This window comes from Acuticoccus mangrovi, from assembly GCF_016411865.1.
In the GTDB taxonomy this organism is placed as follows: Bacteria; Pseudomonadota; Alphaproteobacteria; order Rhizobiales; family Amorphaceae; genus Acuticoccus; species Acuticoccus mangrovi.
On sequence record NZ_JAEKJA010000013.1, the window covers coordinates 40867 to 63837 of the forward strand.

General features: G+C 71.9%; 15 protein-coding genes. 11 read left to right on the forward strand and 4 right to left on the reverse strand.

Annotated elements, in window-relative coordinates; all coding sequences use genetic code 11:
* The first annotated feature begins 20 nt into the window (after positions 1-20).
* The 5 genes from JCR33_RS15780 (at position 21) to JCR33_RS15800 (ending at position 5521) form a co-directional block, all read left to right on the forward strand.
* Positions 21-1049 (forward strand): class I fructose-bisphosphate aldolase, encoded by a 1029-nt coding sequence (locus JCR33_RS15780; RefSeq protein WP_198883070.1) that lies wholly within the window; start codon positions 21-23, stop codon positions 1047-1049.
* 21 nt (positions 1050-1070) lie between these two features.
* Positions 1071-1652 (forward strand): thiamine phosphate synthase, encoded by a 582-nt coding sequence (locus JCR33_RS15785; RefSeq protein WP_198883071.1) that lies wholly within the window; start codon positions 1071-1073, stop codon positions 1650-1652.
* Entirely contained in the window at positions 1649-3964 is a 2316-nt protein-coding gene (locus JCR33_RS25530) for a tetratricopeptide repeat protein (protein ID WP_198883072.1), read from the forward strand. Before JCR33_RS15785 ends, JCR33_RS25530 begins: the two co-directional genes overlap by 4 nt.
* A gap of 135 nt (positions 3965-4099) precedes the next feature.
* A complete protein-coding gene (gene efp, locus JCR33_RS15795; protein WP_198883073.1) occupies positions 4100-4663 on the forward strand; it encodes an elongation factor P in 564 nt (187 codons plus the stop codon).
* 45 nt (positions 4664-4708) lie between these two features.
* Positions 4709-5521, forward strand: coding sequence for an inositol monophosphatase family protein (locus JCR33_RS15800; RefSeq protein WP_198883074.1), 813 nt, complete (start codon positions 4709-4711; stop codon positions 5519-5521).
* A gap of 97 nt (positions 5522-5618) precedes the next feature.
* Here JCR33_RS15800 and pbpC read toward each other — a convergent pair whose 3' ends face one another.
* Positions 5619-7691 carry a penicillin-binding protein 1C gene (gene pbpC / locus JCR33_RS15805; protein ID WP_198883075.1) on the reverse strand — a complete coding sequence of 691 codons (2073 nt, stop codon included), beginning with the start codon at positions 7689-7691 and terminating at the stop codon, positions 5619-5621.
* A gap of 101 nt (positions 7692-7792) precedes the next feature.
* Complete coding sequence (locus tag JCR33_RS15810) at positions 7793-13171, reverse strand: alpha-2-macroglobulin family protein (protein WP_198883076.1); 5379 nt, start codon at positions 13169-13171, stop codon at positions 7793-7795.
* 128 nt (positions 13172-13299) lie between these two features.
* On the opposite strand from JCR33_RS15810, the gene JCR33_RS15815 reads away from it, so the two are divergent.
* Positions 13300-14130 carry a potassium channel family protein gene (locus JCR33_RS15815; protein WP_198883077.1) on the forward strand — a complete coding sequence of 277 codons (831 nt, stop codon included), beginning with the start codon at positions 13300-13302 and terminating at the stop codon, positions 14128-14130.
* 15 nt (positions 14131-14145) lie between these two features.
* On the opposite strand, the gene JCR33_RS15820 is transcribed toward JCR33_RS15815, so the two are convergent.
* Both JCR33_RS15820 and JCR33_RS15825 read right to left on the reverse strand, forming a co-directional pair.
* On the reverse strand, positions 14146-14583 hold the full coding sequence (locus JCR33_RS15820) for a L,D-transpeptidase (RefSeq protein WP_198883078.1): 438 nt from the start codon (positions 14581-14583) through the stop codon (positions 14146-14148).
* Positions 14584-14809: 226 nt separating this feature from the next.
* The gene (locus JCR33_RS15825; RefSeq protein WP_198883079.1) at positions 14810-15454 is read right to left on the reverse strand and encodes a TlpA family protein disulfide reductase; all 645 of its coding nucleotides are present in this window, start codon (positions 15452-15454) and stop codon (positions 14810-14812) included.
* Positions 15455-15483: 29 nt separating this feature from the next.
* On the opposite strand from JCR33_RS15825, the gene argH reads away from it, so the two are divergent.
* From argH to ftsE, 5 genes are all read left to right on the forward strand, one after another.
* Complete coding sequence (gene argH / locus JCR33_RS15830; protein ID WP_198883080.1) at positions 15484-16935, forward strand: argininosuccinate lyase; 1452 nt, start codon at positions 15484-15486, stop codon at positions 16933-16935.
* Positions 16932-17111 (forward strand): lipoprotein, encoded by a 180-nt coding sequence (locus JCR33_RS15835; RefSeq protein ID WP_198883081.1) that lies wholly within the window; start codon positions 16932-16934, stop codon positions 17109-17111. Before argH ends, JCR33_RS15835 begins: the two co-directional genes overlap by 4 nt.
* Entirely contained in the window at positions 17111-18430 is a 1320-nt protein-coding gene (gene lysA / locus JCR33_RS15840; protein WP_198883082.1) for a diaminopimelate decarboxylase, read from the forward strand. The genes JCR33_RS15835 and lysA overlap by 1 nt, the downstream gene beginning before the upstream one ends.
* A 273-nt stretch (positions 18431-18703) precedes the next feature.
* Positions 18704-21217, forward strand: coding sequence for a TIGR02302 family protein (locus tag JCR33_RS15845; RefSeq protein WP_198883083.1), 2514 nt, complete (start codon positions 18704-18706; stop codon positions 21215-21217).
* Positions 21218-21493: 276 nt separating this feature from the next.
* Complete coding sequence (gene ftsE / locus JCR33_RS15850) at positions 21494-22153, forward strand: cell division ATP-binding protein FtsE (RefSeq protein ID WP_198883084.1); 660 nt, start codon at positions 21494-21496, stop codon at positions 22151-22153.
* The last annotated feature ends 818 nt before the right edge of the window (positions 22154-22971 follow it).

The window sequence follows — 22971 nt, forward strand, 5'->3', positions numbered from 1 at the left end:
GGGTCCAAGGGAGTTTTGAGATGACCGAGACACTGGCTGGAATTGCCAAGGCCATGGTGCAGGACGGACAGGGGATCCTGGCCGCCGATGAGAGCACCGGCACCATCAAGAAGCGGTTCGACCAGATCGGTGTCGAGAACACCGAGGAGAACCGTCGCGCCTACCGCGAAATGCTCTTCACCGCCGACGAGGCGATGAAGAACTACGTATCCGGCGTGATTCTCTACGACGAGACGCTGCGCCAGTCGGCGAAGAGCGGCCGCACCTTCGTGGAGATCATGAAGGCTTCGGGCTCCGTGCCGGGCATCAAGGTCGACATGGGCGCCAAGCCGCTCGCCGGCTTCCCGGGCGAGAAGGTGACGGAAGGCCTCGACGGCCTGCGCGAGCGCCTCAAGGAGTACTACGAGCTCGGCGCGCGCTTTGCGAAGTGGCGCGCGGTGATCGACATCGCCGAGGGTCTGCCGACCCGCGGCGCCCTCGCGGCCAACGCCCACGCCCTCGCCCGCTACGCGACGCTCTGCCAGGAAGCCGGGATCGTGCCGATCGTGGAGCCGGAAGTGATCATGGACGGGCCGAACTCCGGCCACACCATCGAGCGCTGCTACGAGGTGACCGAGCTCGCCCTCAACATGGTGTTCGACGAGCTGTTCGCCCAGCGCGTGGACCTCACCGGCATGGTGCTGAAGCCCAACATGGTCGTCCCCGGCCAGAAGGGGCCGCAGGTGCAGGCCGAGACGGTCGCCGAGATGACCATCGCCTGCCTCAAGGCGACGGTGCCGCCGGCGGTGCCGGGCATCGCCTTCCTGTCGGGCGGCCAGTCCGACGAGGCGGCCACCGAGCACCTCGCGATCATGAACAAGATCGGCGGCTTCCCCTGGAAGATGACCTTCTCCTATGGCCGCGCGCTGCAGCAGGCGGCGCTGAAGGCGTGGGGCGGACGCGAGGAGAACGTGCCGGCGGCGCAGGCGGCGTTCACCCATCGGGCCCGGATGAATGGTCGCGCTGCGACGGGCACCTGGAGCCCGGAAGACGAGCGCGAGGCGGCGTAAGGCGAGCCTTTGCGTCAGCGTTTGATCCTCGTCGCGCCGGCGCAGCTACCGAGCGCGGCCCTCGCCGAGGCGATCGGCGGGGGCGACGTCGCCGCCGTCGTCCTGCCGGCGGCGTCCGCTGAGACCGACGAGCTCGTCCGCGTCGCGCAGCAGGCTGGCGTCGCGGCCCTTCTCGGCTATGATTTCGAGAGCGGGGCCGCGCTGCCGTGGCCCGTGCAGCACGGTGCCGACGGCATCCACGCGAGCGGTGGCTTCGACGAATGCTACCGCGCGGTCGATACCCGCCCCGAGGGCGCGACGATCGGCGCATTGGCGCGCGACCGTCACGAGGCGATGACACTGGGCGACACGGGCGCAGACTATATCTGGTTCGGCGACGATGCCCGTCTCGACGAGGACGCTCTCGCCCTCGCATCGTGGTGGCAGGCGCTGTTCGAGGTGCCTGCCGTCATTGCCGGCCCGTGTGAGTGGAGTGCGATCGACCGGTTGATCGCGACGAAATCGGAGTTCATCGCCGTGAACGTGTTTCAGGGTTCGGTCGGGCCCGGCGAGCAGGTGGCCTACATCAATGCGCGCCTTCAGAACGGTGTCGCCGCGTCGTGAGGCGCGCGGGCGCGCTGGTCCTGTCACTTGCGATCGGCACCGGGGCGGCAGCGCAGGACGGCCCCGGGACGGGCGAGGTGCGTCCGCCGCTCACCGCGGAGACCACCACCCCGACCGCTGAAGCCACCCCATCGACCGCGCCGCCGGCCATCCGAGACGGCGTGGCGACGGACCCCTTGGCGAGCGTTCCGGAGGCTTCCCCCCGGGCGCCCGCGGACGATGTCGACGATCCCCCGGCGGCGGCTGCCGAAAGCGCCGAAGCCGCCGAGACCGAGCCCCCGTCGCCTCCGGCCGACGCGACCGAGGCGACGGAGGAGGCGGTTCCCCTCGCCCCGGCGCCAGGTACCGAAGGTCCGGCTCCTGCTTCATCGCCCACCGCGTCGCCCCCCACCGCCTCATCCCCCATCGGGGCGCCTGCCGACGAGAGCGCCGCTCCGGTGGAGGAGGGGGCGTCGCTTCCCTCGCCGGAGGCGGACGGGGCGGAGCATGAAGCGCCGGCGAGTGGCGAGCCGCCGGATGCGGACGCGCCCGCGCTGGCCCCCGTGCGCGTCGTCACGCCGGAGGAACCGCCGCTGCGGGACGTGACGCCCCGCGCCGACGACACGTCCGCCATCGACACGTCCACCACCGATACATCAGCCGGCGATACGTCCACCACCGGTGCGCCGGTGGAGCCGCTGCCGCCGGAGCCGTCCGCCGCATCGCCGGACGACATCGCGCCGCAGGCCGACGACACCGCTCCGGCAACGAACGCCGAGCGGCCACCGGTCGAGCCAGGCGCCTCGCCGATGCCGATGCCGACGCCGACGGAGAGTGAGGCCGAGCCGACGGAGGACGACGCCATCGGCGACCTCGCCGAACGCAACCGCGTCTCCGACTCCGAGCTGCCACAGCCCGTCCCCCCCGAGGCGCCACCTGCGACATCGGGCGACATCCCGGCCGAGGCCACCCCGCCTGCCATCGCCCCGCCCGCCATCATCCCGCCTGCCGATACGCCGCCCGTCGACGCCCCGGCGGGCGAAGGGGCGCCGGCCGAGCCCCCGATGCCGGTGCCGGATGCCGAAGCGCCGACGAGCGGCGTTCCGGCCGACGCCGCTTCCGACAAGCGTCCCGGCACGGTGCCCGAGGAGACCGGCGCGGCACCGGAGCCGCTCGAAAAGCCGCGAGCGGTGCCGCGGGACGAGCCGTCGGGCACGGCGGCACCCTCCGCACCGAGGGCGCCGAGCCGGCCGCCCCGCACGACCACCACCACCACGGTCATTCCGCCGCGCACCCCCGGGGCCGCCGACGATCTTCTCGGCCGGTCACGTCGCGACTTCCTGCCGATGCCGCTCAGCCGTCCGATGGTTCTGCCGCAGCAGGAAGCGCCCGGCGTGGTGGTGTCGGCCGCCCATACGGACGAGGGCGCGGTGGTGGACGTCGGACCCTCGGCGATCCCCCAGCCGATGCTCGACGCCGGCACGGGCACCGGCGAGACGCTGCGCCTCGCCCACTACGCCTTCGGCGCCTATCAGCGCGGTCTCTACAACACCGCCTTCAATGTGGCCCTGCGCGCCGCCGCCGAGGACGACGCCGATGCGGCCGCCCTCATCGGCCGCCTCTACGAGGAGGCGCTCGGGGTGCCGCAGGACTTCGAGAAGGCGGCCGGGTGGTACGCCATCGCCGCCGATCTCGGCAACGCCGGGGCCGAGAACCGCCTCGGTGCGATGATGCTCGCCGGGCGCGGCCTGCCGCAGGACGCCGGGCGCGCCGCCGACACCTTCGAGGCGGCCGCCGAGGCCGGCAGCGCCGGTGCCGCCCACAGCCTCGCCCTCATGTACATCAAGGGCGAGGGACGAAAGGTCGATCTCGACGCCGCCTTCAAATGGATGAAGCAGGCGGCCGAGGGCGGTATCAGCGCCGCCCAGTTCGCCCTCGCGGTGATGTACGAGGAGGGGCAGGGCACGCTGCCCGACGACGCCGAGGCGACGCGCTGGTATGGCCGGGCCGCGCGCGCCGGCGATCGATCGGCGGTGCTCCCCTACGCGATGCGCCTCTTCAACGGCGTCGGCGTCGTCCCGAACGAGGCCGTCGCCGCCCACTATTTCGCCGAGGCGGCCCGCCGCGGCAATCCGGTGGCGATGAACCGCTATGCCCGCATCCTCGCCAACGGCCGCGGCGTCGCCGCCGACCCGGTCGAGGCGATCAAGTGGCACCTCATCGCCCGCGGCGCCGGCATCTCCGATCTCTTCCTCGACGGCTACATGGGTACCGCCGATGCCGACGTGGTGGCCGAGGCGCAGCGCCGCGCCGGCGCCTTCCGCGGCGGTTGAGGCGGCTCGCGTCGGCGCAGAGGTTGCCCTTGGGCCGCCACTGTGTTTACCACGCCGCGGAACCCCGCCGGGGCGTGTTCTGCGTGCACGGAACCGGTCCCCGTTTCGTGACATGACAACCCTTAGAGACGAGCCATGAAGATCAACGGCAACGAAATTCGCCCCGGCAACGTGCTGGAGCACCAAGGCACGCTATGGGCGGCCGTGAAGGTGCAGCACGTGAAGCCGGGCAAGGGCGGCGCCTTCGCCCAGGTGGAGCTGAAGAACCTCCTCGACGGCCGCAAACTCAACGAGCGCTTCCGCTCCGCCGACACCGTCGAGCGCGTGCGCCTGGAACAGAAGGACTTCCAGTTCCTTTACGAGCAGGGCGACGACCTCGTGTTCATGGACAACAACAGCTATGAGCAGATCGAGCTGTCGAAGGACTTCGTCGGCGAGCGCGCCGCCTTCCTGCAGGACGGCATGACCGTGACGCTGGAGATGTACGAGGAGAAGCCCATCGGCATCTCGCTGCCGCAGCACGTGACGCTGGAGATCGCCGAGGCCGACGCGGTGGTGAAGGGGCAGACCGCCTCCTCGAGCTACAAGCCGGCGGTACTCGAGAACGGCGTCAAGGTGATGGTTCCGCCCTTCATCGCGGCCGGCGAGAAGATCGTCGTCGACACCGAGGAAATCTCCTACGTCCGCCGGGCGGACTGATCGGAGCGCCATGATGACGATGCGCCACGTGCGCGGGGGTCGCTGATGGCCCGTTCCGCACTCCTCAACGTGATGGTGGCGGCCGCCGAGAAGGCCGGCCGCAGCCTCGCCCGCGACTTCGGCGAGGTCGAGAACCTGCAGGTCTCGCGCAAGGGGCCGGCCGACTTCGTGTCGAAGGCCGACATGCGGGCCGAGGAGATCGTCTACAAGGAGCTCTCCAAGGCACGCCCGGGCTACTCCTTCCTGATGGAGGAGAGCGGCCTCACCAAGGGCGACGACGATCAGCACCGCTGGATCGTCGATCCGCTCGACGGCACCTCCAACTTCCTGCACGCGATCCCGATCTTCGCGGTGTCGATCGCGCTGGAGCGACAGGGCGAGCTCGTCGCCGGGGTGGTCTACAATCCGGCGATGAACGAGCTCTACGTGGCCGAGCGCGGTCAGGGCGCCTTCCTCAACGACCGCCGCATGCGCGTCGCCGCCCGTGCCGATCTCGCCGACACGTTGATCGGCACCGGGCTGCCCTTCCTGGGCCACGGCAATCACGTCCGCGCCCTCGCCGAGCTGCAGCCGTTGATGGGCCGCGTCGCGGGCATCCGCCGGGCGGGCGCCGCCGCGCTCGACCTCGCCTTCGTCGCCGCCGGTCGGCTCGACGGCTTCTGGGAGCACGAGTTGAAGCCATGGGATATGGCCGCCGGCATCGTGCTGGTGCGCGAGGCGGGCGGCTTCGTCAGCGACGGCTCCGGCGGCGACAAGATGCTGTCGACGGGCACCGTGGTCGCCGGCAACGAGACCGTGCAGCGGGCGCTGCTGAAGAACGTCAAGACCGTCGCCGACGGGCATCCCGTCGGCGCCTGAGCCCGCCGCTCGTCCGCGAGTTTCGGCCGAGGGCCGACGCGATCCTCGCACGCGTCGGCCCTTCCGATCGGTCCGCCAAACCCGATCGGCGCCCCCGTCAGTTCACCGAGAAGGAAACGCGCTCCGACGCGCCGTCGTCGGTCACCACGGTCAGCGTGTGGTGGCCGGGGGTGACGTCGATCTGCGCGCTGCGGCGGTTGACGCGCACCGGCAGCGGCCGGCCGTCGAGGAGCCAGGTGTCGACGGCGCGGCCGAGCACGCGGGCGATGAGGGGATCGCGCCCGCCGTCGGCGCGAGTGAGGGCGATCGAGGCGTCGGCCGGCGGGAAGGCGATGGCGAGGTCCTGATCGGCCCGCACCGTCGCGTCGCCGCGCGGCGCGAAGCGCTGGAGCGGGGGCGGAAGGTCCGCCGTGGCGGTGGCGACGGGCGGCGGCGGCAGCGGGTGGAGGCCGATGCGGGCGAAGGCGTCGAACAGGATCGGCGCGGCGTCGGTCCACCCGGTGAGGGCGGCGACGGGGGTCCCGTCGGGCCGCCCCACCCACACGGCGACGACGTGGCGGGCGTCGTAGCCGACGGCCCAGGCGTCGCGATAGCCGTAGGAGGTGCCGGTCTTATAGGCGATCTCGTTGGGCCGCGCGTTCTTCGGCGGCCGCATGGTGGTGAGGATCGCCGAGACGGCCCGTGCGGCGCGCGGCTCCAGGAGACGGTTTGGGATCGCGGGACGCTCCGCCGTCGCGTGGAGGGCGACCGGGCGCCCGTCGCGGGCGAGCGCCGTATAGAGGCCGGCGAGGTCGACGAGGCGGGTGCCGAAGCCGCCGAGGCCGATCGCGAGCGTCGGCCCGTAGCGCTCGGGAAGCGCGACGGTGGCGCCCGCCTCTTGTAGGCGCACCGCGAGCCGCACCGCGCCAAGCGAATCGAGCAGCGCCACCGCCGGCACGTTGAGCGACTGCTTCAGCGCCTCCGCGGCGGTGACGAGGCCCTGGAACGTCTTGTCGAAATTCTCCGGCTGATAGCCCGCGAAGCTCTTGGGCCGGTCCTCCATCAGCGTACCCGGAGCGATGAGGCCGGCCTCGATGGCGAGCCCGTAGATGAACGGCTTCAGCGTGGACCCCGGCGAGCGCAGCGCCTCGGTCATGTCGACGTGGCCGGCGCGGCGGGCGTCGAGGAAGTTCGCCGAGCCCACCTCGGCGCGGATCTCGCCGGTCCTAAGGTCGGCGACGAGGATCGCGGCGGAGACGCGGGGGCCGATGTGGTCGACGCGGCTCGCGGCGAGCGTTTCGAGCTGGGCCTGCCAGCCGGCGTCGAGGGTGGTGGCGATCAGCCGCGCGTCGGGCGAGGCGGCGTGCAGCCGGCGGGCGAGGTGCGGGGCGAGGCGGGGCACCGGCCGACGGCGCGTCGGCACGGCCTCGCTCTTCGCCTCGCGGGCGTCGCGGGCGGAGATTACGCCGCGGCCGGCGAGGCGGTCGAGCACGCGGTCGCGCGCGGCGCGGGCGGCCTGCGGGTGCCGGTCGGGCCGCCGCGTTTCGGGCGACTGCGGCAGCGCTACGAGAAGCGCCGCCTGAGCGAGGGTGAGCCGCGCCGGCTCGCGCCCGAAATAGGCGAGGCTCGCCGCCCGCACCCCTTCGATGTTGCCGCCGTAGGGGGCGCCGTTGAGGTAGATTTCGAGGATCTCGTCCTTGCCGAGGCGGCGCTCCAGCTGGAGCGCGCGGACGGCCTCGCTCGCCTTGCGCCAGAAGGTGCGTTCTCGCGCTCCGGTGAGGAGGCGCACGGCCTGCATGGTGAGGGTGGAGGCGCCCGATACGATCTGCCCGGCGCCGAGCGCCTGCCCCGCCGCCCGCAGCGCCGCCCGCGGGTCGACGCCCGCATGGTCACGAAAACGCTGATCCTCGTAGGCGACGAGGAGATCGACGAAGCCGGGGTCCACCTCGTCGAGGCGCACGGGCAGGCGCCAGCGGCCGCCCTCGTCGGTGAAGGCGCGCAACAGCTCACCGTGGCGGTCGACGACCACGGTGGAGGGGGCCGGCACTTCGAGTGGAGGCGGGTAGCGCGTGTCGAGGATGGGCAGTGCCACCGCGCCCGCCGCGGCGAGGAGGGCGACCCCGGCGAGCGCCGCGAGCCCCGCCCGGAGCGGGCGGCGGTAGCGGCGGTGTCGGGGGGCGGGGTCGGTCATCGCGGGGGTCACTCGCAGTGGTGGGCCGTTCTGGCGGATGGTCGCTTCGGAGCCTTCCGCCCGGAGAGCTGCCCCGGCGGCGGACCGCCGGGGCGCGACGGTCAGCGCGTCGGCGTGACGGCGAGGAAGCCGGAGCCGGTGCGGGCGACATATTGGGGCTGGTACATGTCCGAGACCTCCGCCGCCGGCAGCGTGAAGGTTCCGGGCGTGATCGCCCGCACCATGTAGCTCACGGTGATCGGCTCGAACGTGTTGCCCTCCGACAGCGTCCAGGCCGCGGCGAACCGGTCGTCGCGGAACTCGGTGTACTCCGGCGCCTGTCCCACCGAGGCCATCGGCATCGCCGCGACGTCGTTGGCGCCGACGAGGCGAGGGTTCTCGATCTCGAAGCCCGCCGGCAATAGGTCGGTCAGCATGATGCGCATCGCCGGCTTCTCCGTCTTCTGCACGGTGAGGCGCACGACGAGGCGCGTGTTCTGAGCGACCTCGGAGGGGTCGACCTCGACCCCGTCGAGCCCGTGATAGGTGCGCGTGATGGTGAGGCCGCTCTCCGTCGCCGGCAGCGGCGTGAGCGGCGTGCCCGCCACGGTGGCCGCCACGGCGACGGTCTCCGTGCCGCTGTTGCCGATGGTGACGCCCGCATCGAGCGCCGCCGCGTCGAGGGCGCGGTAGAGCGGGGCCTCGAGCGGTGCGCCGTCGAGCGTGACGCTTCCCGGCGCCGGCCGCGTCGCGTTGGCGCTGAGGAGGAGCCAGGCCGCCTCCTGGGTGGAGTAGGTGTCGTCGTCGCGCGCCTTGATGCCGTCGAGGAGGCCGGAGAGGCCGGCGACGGTGTCCTCGCCCACGCGGCTCTCGGCGGCGAGGGTCACGATGGCGGCGGCGTCGCGCAGCGGCGTGCCGTAGTCCATCAGCCCGGTGGGGGCGGGGGTGAAGGAGGCGTTCTGGAAGAGCCGGTCCGCCAGCGGCTGATCGCCGGAGAGGGCGAGCGAGGCGGCGAGCTGCGCGCGGGAGAGGCCGGTCGGGAAGTCGTCGAGCTTCTCCTCGGCGAAGTAGCGCAGGTCGCCGATGGCGGCCCGCCCGTTGCGGGCGAGCACGTAGGTCGCATAGGCGATCTCCGCGCCCCGCTGCCCGTCCACGTCGCCGATATAGGAGAGGGTGGACTGGAGGCGGTTGAGGCCGTTCTCGAAGGCGATGCGGGGGACCTGGTAGCCGGCCTCGCGGGCGCGGGTCAGGAAGTCCATCACGTAGGCCGTCAGCCACATGTCGTAGCCCGGCGACCAGAGGCCGAAGCCGCCCGCCGCGCTCTGGAAGGCGACCACGCGCTCGATCGCCGTCTCGATGCGCGCCGGGATGTCGGCGTCGTTCCGAAGCCCCACCGAGGCGGCCACCTCGTTGAGGTAGAGGAGGGGGAGGGCGCGGCTCACGGTCTGCTCGGCGCAGCCATAGGGGAAGCGGTCGAGCATCATCACGAGGCCCGCGGTGTCGATCTCGCCGGAGCCGATCGACACGGTGGCGCTCGCCCCGGTGTCGTAGCCCTCGAGGAGGTCGGCGCCGAGGGTGGTGGTGTTGCCGGGGGCGAGGGCGACGCGGCGCTGCGCGCGCACCGGCGTCGCCGCCGGCCGCACCACGACGGTGTAGTCGGACGCGAGATCGATCCCGTCCGGCCCGGTGAGGTGGGCGACGATCGCGGCCTCGCCGGTGCCGGTCGCCGACAGCGGCATCTCGATGGAGGTGCGCTCGTCGGCGGCGAGGGTGAAGCGCTCGCTTTCGGGCTCCAGCGCGATCGGTCCGGCGGCGGTGACGGAGAGGGTGTAGTCGCCGGCGGGGCCGGAGACGTTGTGGAGGTCGAAGCGCATCCGCGTCGCGTCGCCCGGGGCGAGGAAGCGCGGCAGGCTGCCGGCGACCACCACCGGATCGCGCACCACCATGTCGGCGGCGGCGTTGCCGATCTGGCTCTTGTTCCAGGCGATCGCCATCACCCGCAGCGTGCCGTTGAAGGCCGGCACGTCGAAGGTGGCGTGGGCGGTGCCGTCGGCATCGGTCTCGATGACGCCGGTGAAGAGCGACACGGGCTCCTCCGTCGGCGGCAGCGCGTCGGTGCCGGAGGCGATGCCGTCGCCGCCGGAGCGGATGCGGCCGCGCGGCGCGCCGCCGGCGTCGATGAGGTCGCCGTAGAGGTCGCGCAGCTCCACCGCCAGGCGGCGCTGGCCGAGATAATATTCGGTCGGGTCCGGCGCTTCGTAGCGGGTGAGGTTGAGGATGCCGACGTCGACCGCCGCGACGGTGAGGTGGGCCGTCTCGCCCGGCGCGAGCCCCGTCACGGTGACCGGCACCGAGACGGTCTGGCGGGGCGCCGTGACCTCCGGCACGTCGATGGCGACGTCGAGGCGCCGCTCGGCGGTGTCGATCGCGAGGTGGGCGATGCCGACGGCGCGCTGCGGCAGCGGCGGCCCGCCCGCGACGTCGGCGGGACGGAAGAGGGTCGCGGCGACGTAGGCCCCCGGCGCCCAGTCGGCGCGCACCGGAAGCGCCACCTCGGCGCCCTCGGCGGGCACGTCGAGGCTGGTCGAATAGCGCAGCGAGCCGGTAAGCACCGTCACCAGCGCCCGGCCGGCGTGGCGCGGCAGGATGCGCAGGTGCGCCGTCTCGCCGGCGGCGTAGCTCTCCTTGTCGAGATGGACCTCGAGCACGTCGGGCGTCTCGGCGCTCGAGGAGGTGCTGACCCAGCCGGAGGAGAACACCGTGGAGGTGGCGACGGCGCCGTTGTCGGTGTCCACCACCTCGAAGCGGTAGCGGCCCCAGGAGGTCGGGAAGGAGACCTTGGCCGGCGCGTCGGCGCCGACCGTGGCGGTGCCGCTCGCGACGCGCTCCAGCCGCTCCGTGGCGTCGTAGAACCACGAATTGTCGCGGCGATACCACTGGTAGCTGTGGACGATGCGGGTGAGCGTCCACTCGACTTCGGCGCCGGTGCGGGCGCGCGCGCCGTCGAGGGCGATGATGTTGAACGACGCCTCGGCGCCCTCGCGCACGCGGTCGTCGGCGAAGTTGGGCTTCACGCCGAGAAGCGGCGCACCCGTTTCCACCGGCACGGTGAGGGTGTCCGCCACCTGCCGTCCGCCGGGCTCGCGCACGGAGACGGCGACGCGCGCCTCGAGCGCCCCCGTCGCGTCGCTCGCCTCGGGGATCGGCACGGCAAAGCTCGCGCGGCCGGTGGGGCCGGTGCGCGGCAGGTTGAAGAGCGGCACGCGCTCCGGCGTGAAGGGCTCGGCGTCGAGGCCGAAGCGGTAGCCCTCGAAGCCGGCGACGCCCGCGGCCTGGCGTAGCGTCACGCTACCCTCGATCATGAGGTCGGCGGCAGGGGCGCCGTAGAGGAAGTCGGCCGCGAGGCGAGCCTCGAGGCTGCCGCCGGCGTCGACGGTGGTGGCGTCGGAGGTGAGGTCGACGGCGATGCGCTGGGGCACGAAGTCTTCCACCAGGAAGGTGGTGGTGCCGACGGCGGGACCCTCGGGATCGATGTGCGCCGTCAGCTCCCAGGTGCCGGTGGCGGCGTTGGTGGTGAGCGGCAGGTCGACGGCGACGCCGCCCGCGTCGTCGGCCCGGGCGGCGATGCGGCGGGAGAGGACGCCGTCGGGGCGGGTGAGCTTGAGCGTCACCGGCAGCGACAGGGCGACGGCCGTGTCGTCGCGCACGAGCACGGTCGCGTGCACGGTCTCGCCGGCGCGGTAGACGCCGCGCTCGGTGGCGAGGAAGGCGTCGACCGGCCCCGGCGCGGTACGGCCCGCGACGCCGCGGTCGGTGAGCTCGAAGGCGCCGCCGACGAGGCTGAGGAAGGCATAGTCGTCGCCGGTGCGGGCGGTGACGACGGCGGGGGCCTGGCCGCCGCTGATGGGCGCGGTGGAGACGAGGCGGGCGTGGCCATCGGCGTCGGTGGTCGCGGTGGCGAGCACCTCGTCGTTGCGGGCGAGGAGCGTCACCTCCACGCCGTCGCTGGGCGCGGCGGTGCGCAGCGAGCGCACGAACACGTCGACCGTCCCGTCGGAGGAGAAGGTGGACAGGCCGATGTCGGAGATGACGAACCACTGCGTCGCCACCTGCTCGGAGCGGTTGGCGAGCTCGGCCGGCACCGCGGTGAGCACGTAGACGCCGGGCTCGGTGCGCGTCAGCACGGAGTCGACGGGAAAGAGGGTGGTCACCTCCTCGTTGGTGACGGAGGCGACGTCCATCGTGCCCTTCCAGGCGACGGCGCCGGTCTCGTCGCTGATGTTGTCGACTTGGTAGGGCCAGAGCTGGCTCTTGAAGTCGCCGCTGCGCACCACGTCGGCGAGGTTGCGGTCGTTGATGCGGTAGAGCGTCAGCTCCAGCTTCGCCGTGTTGATGGTGGTGACGGGGACGCCCTTGGCGGAGGCGGGCAGCACGTAGCGGTTCGATTCGAAGCGGGCGATGGGCGAGCGGTCACGCACGTAGATGCGGTATTCGCTGGCGCTCGGAAGGGTTTCGCCGACGGTCGAGGGCAGCCCCTCGCGCAGGGTCACGTCGTAGCGCCCGCCGTGGGAAAGGCCCTCGACGCAGAGCTGCTGGCTGTCGACCGACAGGGTGGGCGAGGCGATGCTGTCCACCGACACGAAGCGCTCGAGGTCCGCCGCCTCGCCCTTCAGCCCCTCGGAGAACTGGATGCACATGCGCGGGCTCTGCGTGTCGGCGTCGACGGAGTAGTCGAGCACGCGGAAGCCGTGGTTCCGGCGCAGCGTCTCGAGGCGCTCCACCTCGGCCTGGCTGAGGTTGAGCGTGACGCTCGCCGCCGCCGCCTCGATGGCGGGGCGGAAGAGGTTCTGCCGCTCCAGCGCGCGCGACAGGGCGGCGAGGGCGCGTCCCTGGTCGATCGGGGTGGTGGCGTCGCGGATCGCGAGATAGGCGGCGGCGCCGGCGAGGCGGTTCGCCTCCACCCGGTCGGACCAGTTCGGATAGTTGGTGCCGAGGAGGGTGCGCGCGAAGCTCAGCCAGGCGTCGGCGTCGTGGTCGGTGAGGCCGTTCGCGGCGGTGGGGGTGAGGAGGCCGATCGCCTGTCCCGTGCGGTTCGCGGCGGCGACCTGGGCTTCGAGGCGCGCCGCCTCCGTGGCGACGTCGGACGGGAGGAAGGCGAGGTCGGGCAGCGGCAACGCGTCGGCCGGAACGCTGTCGCGCACGATGGCCGAGGTGGCGCCCGCATAGGGGGAGGGCGTCGGCTGGGTGTTCTTCAGGAAGCACCAGCGGGCGCGCTCGTTGTAGGTGAAGGCCTTGCACGCGGTGTCGCCGAGGCAGGCGCTCTCGCATTCGCCGAGCGGAACGCGGCGCAGGGTGCGGTAGTCGCCGCCCGGAAGGTCCTGCCCAGCGAAACGCTCCAGCGTGCGCTCGGCCTGCGCCGGGGCGGCTGCGAGCGCCAGCAGCGTGGCCCCGATGGCAAGCCGCGCGATGCGTGCCGCGCGTGTCGTTAGGCCTTCGATCATGATCGCCTCCCTTGTATGCGAGCTATTTTAGCTTGATCGGAAAGGTGTTGGAACGAGGATCGCGGATGACCGTCACGCATGATGGAGGGCCGAGAGGCCGATGCGCGGCGACACGCGGAAGGACGGCAATGGCGAGAGTTGGCCCAAATACGACGGCACCGGCACCGGTGGATCCGGAGGACAGCCGCAGGGTGCGCGCCATCCGGCGGGCGCGCGAGCTCTATTACGGCGCGTCGCCGGCCTCGCGGCGCTTCCGCTTCGCGCTCCTCACCTTCGACGTGCTGTCGATCGCCTATTTCGTGGCGAGCACGGTGACGTTCACGGCCGCCCACTACCAGTGGCTCGATTTCGTGATCGGCTCGGTGCTGCTCGTCGACTTTCTCGTGCGCTTCGCGATCGCCCGGCAGCAGCTCCATACCGTGCGCCGGCTGTCCTTCTGGATCGATCTCGTGGTGATCGTGTCGCTGTTCGGCTCCGCGCTGGTGCCCAATCTCGACTACGCCCGCATCCTGCGCATGATGCGGGTGCTGCGCTCCTACCGCCTGCTCGTGGAGCTGCGGCGCGACTTCATCACCTTCCGCCAGCAGGAGGAGGTGGTGGAGTCGGCGGTGAACCTCGTCGTCTTCATCTTCATCATGACGTCGATGGTGCTGGTCGTGGAGCGGGACACCAATCCGGACGTCAACACCTTTCTCGACGCGCTCTATTTCACCGTCGCGACGCTCACCACCACCGGCTTCGGCGACATCGTGCCGACCGGCGCCGCCGGTCGGCTCCTTTCGATCGTCATCATGGTGTTCGGCGTCGGTCTGTTCGTGCGTCTGATCCAGGCCCTCTTCCGACCCACCAAGGTGAACTACACCTGCCCCACCTGCGGCCTCGAGCGGCACGATCTCGACGCGGTGCACTGCAAGCATTGCGGGTCGATCGTGAACATCCCGACCGAGGGGGCGGTGTAGGCGGCCCGCCCGCGCTCAATAGCGGACGCGGATGTGGGTGTTCGCCCGGCCATGGCGGCGCACCAGGTTGTAGAGGGTGCGCGCGTTCGCCGGCGACAGGCGCACGCAGCCGTGCGAGGCCGGTCGGCCGAGGCTCTTGGTGTAGTAGGTGCCGTGGATCGCATAGCCGCCGCGGAAGAAGATGGCGTTGGGCATCGGCGAGTTGTTGTACTTGCGCGAGTAGTATTCGCGGTACATCCGCGTCGGCCGATAGGAGCCGGTGGGGGTGCGGTAGCCCTTGCGGCCCGAGGAAATCTTCCACGTATAGGCCGGTTGCCCGTTGACGGACACGTACATCCGCTGCGCCGACAGGTCGACGGTGGCGCTGACGCGGTTGGCGTGGGCGGTGGCGGGGGCGAGCAGCGCCGCCACCACGAGGGCGGCGGCCAGGCAGGCGGCAAAGGGATGACGCATGGCAAAAGTCTCCAAGAAATCGAACACGCCGGCGGCGCAGGGAGAAATGGTGAGGCGAAACGGGGACCCAGAGCAAAATCAAATGGATGATCGAAACGATTTTCGGCGACGCTGTGACATGGATACGTCGCTATGCCCTCTTCCGGGGCACGGCAACAGTATTGAGCATCGATAATGGACCGGCGAGGTAAGAATTTCTCGCCGAGTTCGGTCACGGATGCGTGAACTACTGTCCGGAGCCGGTGTCGGCGGCGAGGGCGGCGCGGACGAGACGCTCGGCCTGCGGGCCGCCCCAGGGCGCCGCGCCGGCGAGGGTGCCGGCGACGCAGCCGTCCGAGCCCACGAGGAGGGTCGTGGGCATGCCGAGCGCGAGACCCGCGGTGCGCAGCGAGTTGAAGAGGGCGAGGGTGGGCTCGCGATGATAGGCGAGCGCTTCGGCGTTGGTCTCGGCGAGGAAGTCTTCCGGCCGGTTCGCGTCGTTGCTGTCGATCGACACCGCCACCACCTCGAACGCATCGCTGCCGAGGCGCTGCTGCAGTTGGGCGAGATCGGCCATCTCGGCGCGGCAGGGGGCGCACCACGTCGCCCAGAGGTTGAGGAGGATGGTGCGGCCGGCGAAGTCCGACAGGGTGCGCCCGTCGCCGTAAGGCAGGTCGACGAGGCTGACGGGGGTGGTGGTCTGGAAGGCGGCCATCGGTCCCTCGGCGAGCGGGGCGGTCGCCTTCTGGATCGCCGTGGCGGCGCGGCATTGCGAGGCGCCGCCCGGACCACTAAAGAGATCCGGCCGCGCGGTGACGAGAACCGCCGCGGCGAACACCATGACGACACCGACCGCGGCCGTGCCGAGGATGAGCCAACGATGCCGCGCCACCTGAACCTCCAGTCTGCGTTGAAGCGCCCATGACCGATCGCGCCCCGAACCCATCCGCCCCGACCGCGAAGGCCGGCAATGCCCTGTGGGGCGGCCGCTTCGAAGCCGGCCCCGGCGAGATCATGGAAGAGATCAACGCCTCGATCGACGTCGACAAGCGCCTCGCCCGTCAGGACATCGCCGGTTCGATGGCACATGTGGCGATGCTGGCTGAAACCGGCATTGTGTCGCACGCCGACGCCGCGGCCATCAGCGCCGGCCTCACCACCATCGCCGGCGAGATCGAGGCGGGCACCTTTCCCTTCTCCCGCGCCCTCGAAGACATTCACATGAATATCGAGGCGCGTCTCAAGGATCTCATCGGCGAGCCCGCCGGGCGGCTCCACACGGCCCGCTCGCGCAACGACCAGGTGGCGACCGACTTCAAGCTCTGGGTGCGCGACGCGCTCGACGGGCTCGACGGGGAGATGGCCGACCTTCAGCGCGCCTTCGTCACGGTGGCCGAGCGCCACGCCGCGACGGTGATGCCGGGCTTCACCCACCTCCAGTCGGCGCAGCCCGTCACCTTCGGCCACCACTGCCTCGCCTATGTGGAGATGGTCGCGCGCGACCGCGGCCGCATCGCCGACGCGCGGCGGCGGATGAACGAGTCCCCCCTCGGTGCCGCCGCTCTCGCCGGCACCGCCTTTCCCATCGACCGCGAGATGACCGCCGCCGCGCTCGGCTTCGACGGGCCGATGCGCAACTCGCTCGACGCCGTCTCCTCGCGCGACTTCGCGCTCGAGGCGCTGGCGGCGGCGGCGATTGCGGCGACGCACCTGTCCCGCTTCGCCGAGGAGCTGGTGATCTGGTGCTCGGCCCCGTTCCGCTTCGTCACCCTGTCGGACGCCTTCACCACCGGCTCCTCCATCATGCCGCAGAAGAAGAACCCCGACGCCGCCGAGCTGGTGCGCGCCAAGGTCGGGCGCATCATCGGGGCGCTCACGACGCTGCTCGTGGTGATGAAGGGCGTGCCGCTCGCCTATTCCAAGGACATGCAGGAGGACAAGCCGCCGCTGTTCGACGCGCTGCCCGCGCTCTCCTTGTGCGTTCGGGCGACGGCCGGCATGGTGCGCGATCTCACCGTGAACGAGGATGCCATGCGCGCGCTCGCCTCCAAGGGCCACACCACCGCGACCGATCTGGCGGACTGGCTGGTGCGCGAGGTGGGGCTTCCCTTCCGCGAGGCGCACCACATCACCGGTGAGGCCGTTCTCGCCGCCGAGCGGGCGGGCAAGGAGATCGCCGACCTGACGCTCGCGGAGCTGCGCGCCGTCGACGGGCGCATCACCGAGGACGCGCTGACGGTGCTCACCGTGGACCGCTCGGTGGCGAGCCGCACGAGCCTCGGCGGCACCGCGCCGGAGCGGGTGCGCACCGAGGCGCAACGCTGGCGCGCGCTGCTCGACGCCACCGCCACCCAGACGGACACCGCCGCGTGATCCGCGCGGCGCTGCTTCTCGCGATGCTCGCCGCGCTCGCCGCCTGCGGACGGGCCGGCTCGCCCGAACCTCCGCCGGGCTTCAACGCGATCCCCCGCGCCCCGGTGGACGTGACCGATCCGGACGGGACCACCGCGCCCGACCGCCCCTTCGTGCTCGATCCGATTCTTCAATAATGCATCATTTCGCCCTGCTGGATGGCGTGCTTCACGCCGAGGACGTGCCGCTTCCGGCGATCGCCAAGGCGGTGGGCACGCCGTGCTATATCTACTCGGCGGCGACCTTCGTCCGCCATTATCGCGTGTTCGCCGGCGCGCTGGCCGCGGCGGGGGTGCCGCACCTCGTCTGCTACGCCATGAAGGCGAACTCCAACCAGGCCGTGCTGTCGCTGCTCGCCCACGAGGGGGCGGGGATGGACGTCGTGTCCGGCGGCGAGCTGATGCGGGCGCAGGCGGCGGGCGTGCCGGGCGAGCGCATCGTCTTCTCCGGCGTCGGCAAGACCGATGCCGAGCTCGCGGCGGCGCTCGACGCGGGCATCCTCTGCTTCAACGCCGAATCGGAGAGCGAATTGTTCCGCCTCTCCGCCATCGCCGTGGAGAAGGGGATACGCGCCCCGGTGTCGCTGCGGGTGAACCCCGACGTCGACGCCAAGACCCACGCCAAGATCGCCACCGGCGCGTCGGAGACGAAGTTCGGCATCCCGGTGTCGCGGGCGCGCGGGATCTACGCCGAGGCGGCCGCGCTGCCCGGCCTCAAGGTGTCGGGCGTCGACATGCACATCGGCTCGCAGATCACCTCGCTCGACCCGTTCGGCCACGCCTTCCAGGTGCTCGGTGATCTCCTTGACGCGCTGCGGAGCGATGGGCACGCGATCGACCACATCGATCTCGGCGGCGGCCTCGGCGTGCCCTACGAGGTGGCGCGGCCCGATCCGCCGCTGCCGGAGGAATATGCCGCGCTCGTCGCCCGTCACGCCAACCGCTTCGGCTGCCGGGTCATCCTGGAGCCGGGCCGGATGATCGCCGCCAACGCCGGGATCCTGTTGACCCGGGTGATCCATCGTAAGACCGGCGAGGCGAAGACCTTCCTCGTCGCCGATGCGGCGATGAACGACCTCATCCGCCCGACCCTCTACGACGCCCATCACGAGGTGTGGTCGGTGGAGCGTCGGCCGGGGGAGGAGGAGCCCGTGGATATCGTCGGCCCGGTCTGCGAGACCGGCGACTATCTGGCGCTCGGCCGGCCGATGCCGCCGGTGGAGCGGGGCGACCTCCTCGCCATCATGACGGCGGGGGCCTACGGCGCGGTGCAGGCCTCGACCTACAACACGCGCACGCTGGTGCCGGAAGTGCTGGTGTCGGGTCATCGCTTCCACGTCGTCCGGCCGGCCTTCGCCCCGGCCGAACAGATCGCCCGCGAAAGCGTTCCGGACTGGATCGACGAGGCGTCCGCCGCGGCGGGCTTGCCGGAGGCTTGCGCCGAGGAGCGGCGCTAAGCCGCGGCCCGGGCGCCGTCGCGCGCGCCGAGCTCGGGCCGGAGCGCTCGTTGCGCTCATGTTGCAGTGCACTGAGATTGCATCGCTTTCGCTTCGGTGGGGTGGCTCGTCGCAGCGATTCTGGCGGATTTTCCAGCTCCCGCGGCGGGGGTATCGGCGGCGGCGCACACAAGCGATCGTGAGGGGATGAGGCCGGGAGTGCCTTGCTGTCACCTCAAACGTCGGTAAGCTCAACCGCTGGTCGCGAGCACCATCGGATGGGGGACGGGGACCATGAACTCTTCGCTCAATCGGCGTCTGACCCGGCTGATCTTGTCGGCCCGCGCGGCGATCGCGTGGGAGCGCATCTGGCCGGCCGTGGCGCCGATGGTGGGCGTGGTGGTCGTCTTCCTGGCGAGCGCCTGGATGGGATTGTGGATCGGGTTGCCGAGCCTTGCGAAGATCGCTGGGCTCGCCGCCTTCGCCATCCTGTTCGTGCTCGCCGGCTGGCGCCTCCTGCGCCTCAGGATGCCGCAGCGCGAGGAAGCGGTGCGGCGGTTGGAGGCCGAGGCCGCGCTCGACCATCGCCCCCTCGGCGCCTACGAGGACGACCTCGCCTCCGGGCAGGACCCCTTCGCCCAAAGCCTCTGGCGCGAGCACAGGCGCCGCGCCGAGGCCCGCCTCGCGGCGCTTCGCATGTCCCTGCCGCATGCCGATCTCGTGCGCCACGACCCCTACGCGGTGCGCGCGGCGGTCGGCATCATCGGCTTCATCGGCCTTCTCGTGGGGGCGGGGGCGCTCGCGGAGCGGCTCATCACGCCGTTCGACTTCAACGATCCCCTCGTCGCCGATGCCGGCCCCGACTTCCGTCTCGACGCCTGGGTCACGCCGCCGGCCTATACCGGCCGCTCGCCGCTCTTCCTGTCGTCGGCGACGCGGGTGGAGACCGGCAACGGCATCCGCGTTCCCGCCGGCTCCGTGCTCACGGTGCGCAGCCAGGGCGCCGGCGCCGTCAGCATGACCGTCTCCGACGGGAAGGGCGTCCATGCGGCGGCGATGCAGCCGGTCGGCGAGGCGGGCGAGGGCGAGGTGGTGGCCCGCGAGGGCAACGTGACCATCGACGGGACGACCGCCGTCGAGGTGACGCGCGACGGGCATGCGCTCGAGGGATGGCAGTTCGTCGCCGACGACGATCTGCCGCCCACCGTGCAGTTCGCCGAGGCGCCGCTCACCAACGACCGCAACGGCTTCGAGCTGCGCTACCAGCTCGACGACGACTACGGCATCGCGTCGGCGGAGGCCGTGGTGCATCCGATCGAGGCGCCGAAGGGGGGGCGCCCGCTGGTGGAAGATCCGAGCTTCGCGCTGACCTTGCCGGGCGGATCGGGCATGCGCGGTTCGGCGCGGACGGTGCAAGACCTGTCGAGCCACCCCTACGCCGGTCGCGAGGTGTCCATCACGCTGACGGCGACGGACGGCGTCGGCCAGACCGGCGAGAGCGCGCCCGCGATCTTCCGCCTTCCCGCGCGCGTCTTCACCAACCCGATGGCGAAGGCCATCGTGGAGCAGCGCGCGATCCTCGCCATGGACGCGGAGGCCCAGCCCCGGGTGATCGACGCGATGGATCTCCTGTTGCTGACGCCGCAGGACGTCGGCAGCGCCGGCGCCTTCCTCGCCGTGCGCGCCGCCTACGACGATCTCGTCGCCGCCCACACGGACGACGAGCTGCGCGACATGCTCCAGAAGATGTGGGAGCTCGCGCTGATGCTCGAGGACGACGGCATGAGCGACGTGGAGCGCGCCTTGCAGGCCGCTCAGGAGCGCTTGCGCCAGGCGCTGGAGGACGGCGCTTCGGAGGAGGAGATCGCCCGCCTGACGCAGGAGCTGCGCGAGGCGATGATGCGCTACATGCAGGCCCTCGCCGAGCGGATGCAGAACCAGCCGCCGCAGCAGATGGACCCCAACGCCCAGCAGCTCACCCAGAACGACCTCGACCAGATGCTTCAGCGCATCGAGGAGCTCGCCCGGCAAGGCCGCCAGGAGGAGGCCGAGGCGCTGCTCTCGGAGCTGCAGCAGATGATGCAGAACCTGCAGATGGCCCAGCGCGGTCAGGGTCAGCAGGGCGGCGACCCGATGGGCGAGGACGGCCGCACCCTCGACCAGCTCGGCCGCATGATCCAGCGCCAGCAGCAGCTCATGGACGAAACCTACGGGATGAACCAGGGCGAGAACGGGCAGGACGGCCGCTTCGGCGACCGCCAGCAGCGTCGCGGCCAAGGCGGTGAGAGGGGCGAGGGCCAACAGATGAGCCCGTCGGAGCGGGCCGAGGCGATGCGGCGGCTGCAGCAGCAGCAGTCGGAGCTCCGCTCCGAGCTCGAGGAGCTGATGCGGCGCCTCGAGGAGCAGGGCTTCGAGCCGGGCGAACGGCTCGGCGACGCCGAAGGCTCCATGGGCGAGGCCGGTGAGGCGCTCGGCAACTCCGAGCCCGGCCAGGCGGTGGACGACCAGTCCGACGCCCTCCAGGCGCTGCGCGAAGGGGCGCAGAGCATGGCCCAGCAGCTCGCCGAAGCGCGTCAGCCCGGTGGCGGCGGGCCCGAGGACACCGGCGCCCCGCGGCAGGGTCCGGGCCGCGATCCGCTCGGACGCGCCCGCCGGGAAGGCTCCTACGCCGACACCCGCCGTCTCGGCATTCCCGACGAGATCGAGAGCCAGCGGGCCCGCCAGATCCTGCAGGAGTTGCGCAAGCGCCTCGGCGACATGAACCTGCCCCGCCTCGAACGCGACTATCTGGAGCGCCTCCTCCCCTGAGCCGCTTCGGGGGCCTGTGCGGCCGGGCGGATCGGCCGCGTGGCGGGGCTCCCTTCGCCGGCCGCCGCTTGCTCCCGTGCCGTCGTCGTGCGAGAGGGCACGAGGATCGTGGAATTCGCACCGCTTTCGCGGTTGCGGGCGCAAGCCGTGCTAGTCTGACATTTCCCGATGGACGGGTCGCGAGGGACCCGCGACGATAGCGCACGGCATCCTCGGCAGCGGGGGCGGACGGGACGCAAGGAGGTCACCGCGGCTCATGATCGCGCTGGAGGGCTCATGATCGCGCTGGAGAATGTGGGGCTGCGCTACGGGAACGGGCCCGAGATCCTGCGCGATCTCTCCTTCTCGATCCCGCCGCGCTCGTTCCAGTTTCTCACCGGCCCGTCCGGCGCGGGCAAGACCTCGCTGATGCGCCTGCTCTCCCTCTCCCTGCGCCCCTCGCGCGGCTTCATGAGTCTCTTCGGCTCCGACGTCAGCCTGCTCGACCGGCGCGACATTCCGGCGATGCGCCGCCGCATCGGCGTGGTGTTCCAGGATTTCCGCTTGCTCGATCACCTCTCCACCTACGACAACGTGGCGCTTCCCTTGCGCATCCAGGGTCGTGATCCGGCGAGCTTCCGCACCGACGTGGACGAGCTTCTGAAGTGGGTCGGCCTCGCCCATCGCAAGCACGCCTTCCCGCCCGTCCTCTCGGGCGGTGAGAAGCAGCGCGCGGCAATCGCGCGAGCGCTCATCACCCAGCCCGACGTGCTCCTCGCGGACGAGCCCACCGGCAACGTCGATCCGCCGATGGCGAAGCGCCTCCTGCGTCTCTTCCTGGAGCTCAACCGGCTCGGCACCTCGGTGGTGATCGCCACCCACGACATCGGCCTGATGGATCAGGTGGATGCGCCCCGGCTGATCCTGTTCGACGGCCACCTCGAGGCATCGGCCTGATGGAGGGCGGGCCGCGCGACGTGGACGGTCAGGGCGGGCGGCGCTCCTACGACGAGGGCGAGCGTTCGCGCGAGCGTCAGCCCACCGCAAGACGCGACGTGCCGCGCGACGGGAAGCGCGACGCCGACCGGCCCCGGACGACCCGCCCGCCGAACGGGCGCCCCCCGGTCGATCCGCACGTCGCCACCGCCGGAGCCCGCCGCGAGTCCGCCAAGCCGCTCTCGCCCGCTCCGCGTTCGTCCGATCCGCGTTCGCCCAATCCCCGTCCGCCGGCCGGCAGCGAGCCGGCGCGGCGCGAGGTGCGGCCGACCGCAGATCCCCACGCCACCGGCGCGGCCAACGCCTCGCCGAAGCCAAGCGGCGCGGTCAACGCCTCGCCGAGGCCCTCCGCCGCGTCCCGGCCGGGGATGACGCCGCGCCCGGCGAGCGCGCGGCCGCCCGGGGCCCGCGACCCGCGCAGCGTCGAAAGCGGGCGCAGCAACCGTCCGGAGGAGCCAAGGCGTTCGGCGCCCGTAGGCGAGCCCCGGGGGCGGACCGCGCCGTCGAACGAGGCGCCCGCACCCAAGCGCGAGGTCGACGCGGGGGAGAGCCGCGCGTCCGGTCGCACCCTCGTTCGCCGACGCGTGCCGGAGGAGCCGCGCGCCGTCCCCGTCGCTGCGCCCGCGCCGCCGGAGGAGGCGGCGGGTCGCCGTCCGCGGCGGCTCGCGACGCGGGAGACCGAGGCGCCGCCGGCCGAGGACGGCGTCGGCCGGCGGCGCGAGATGCGGCGTCGGGTGCGCGCTCGCCGCTCCGCCTTGCCGCCGGAGGAGGACGACGCC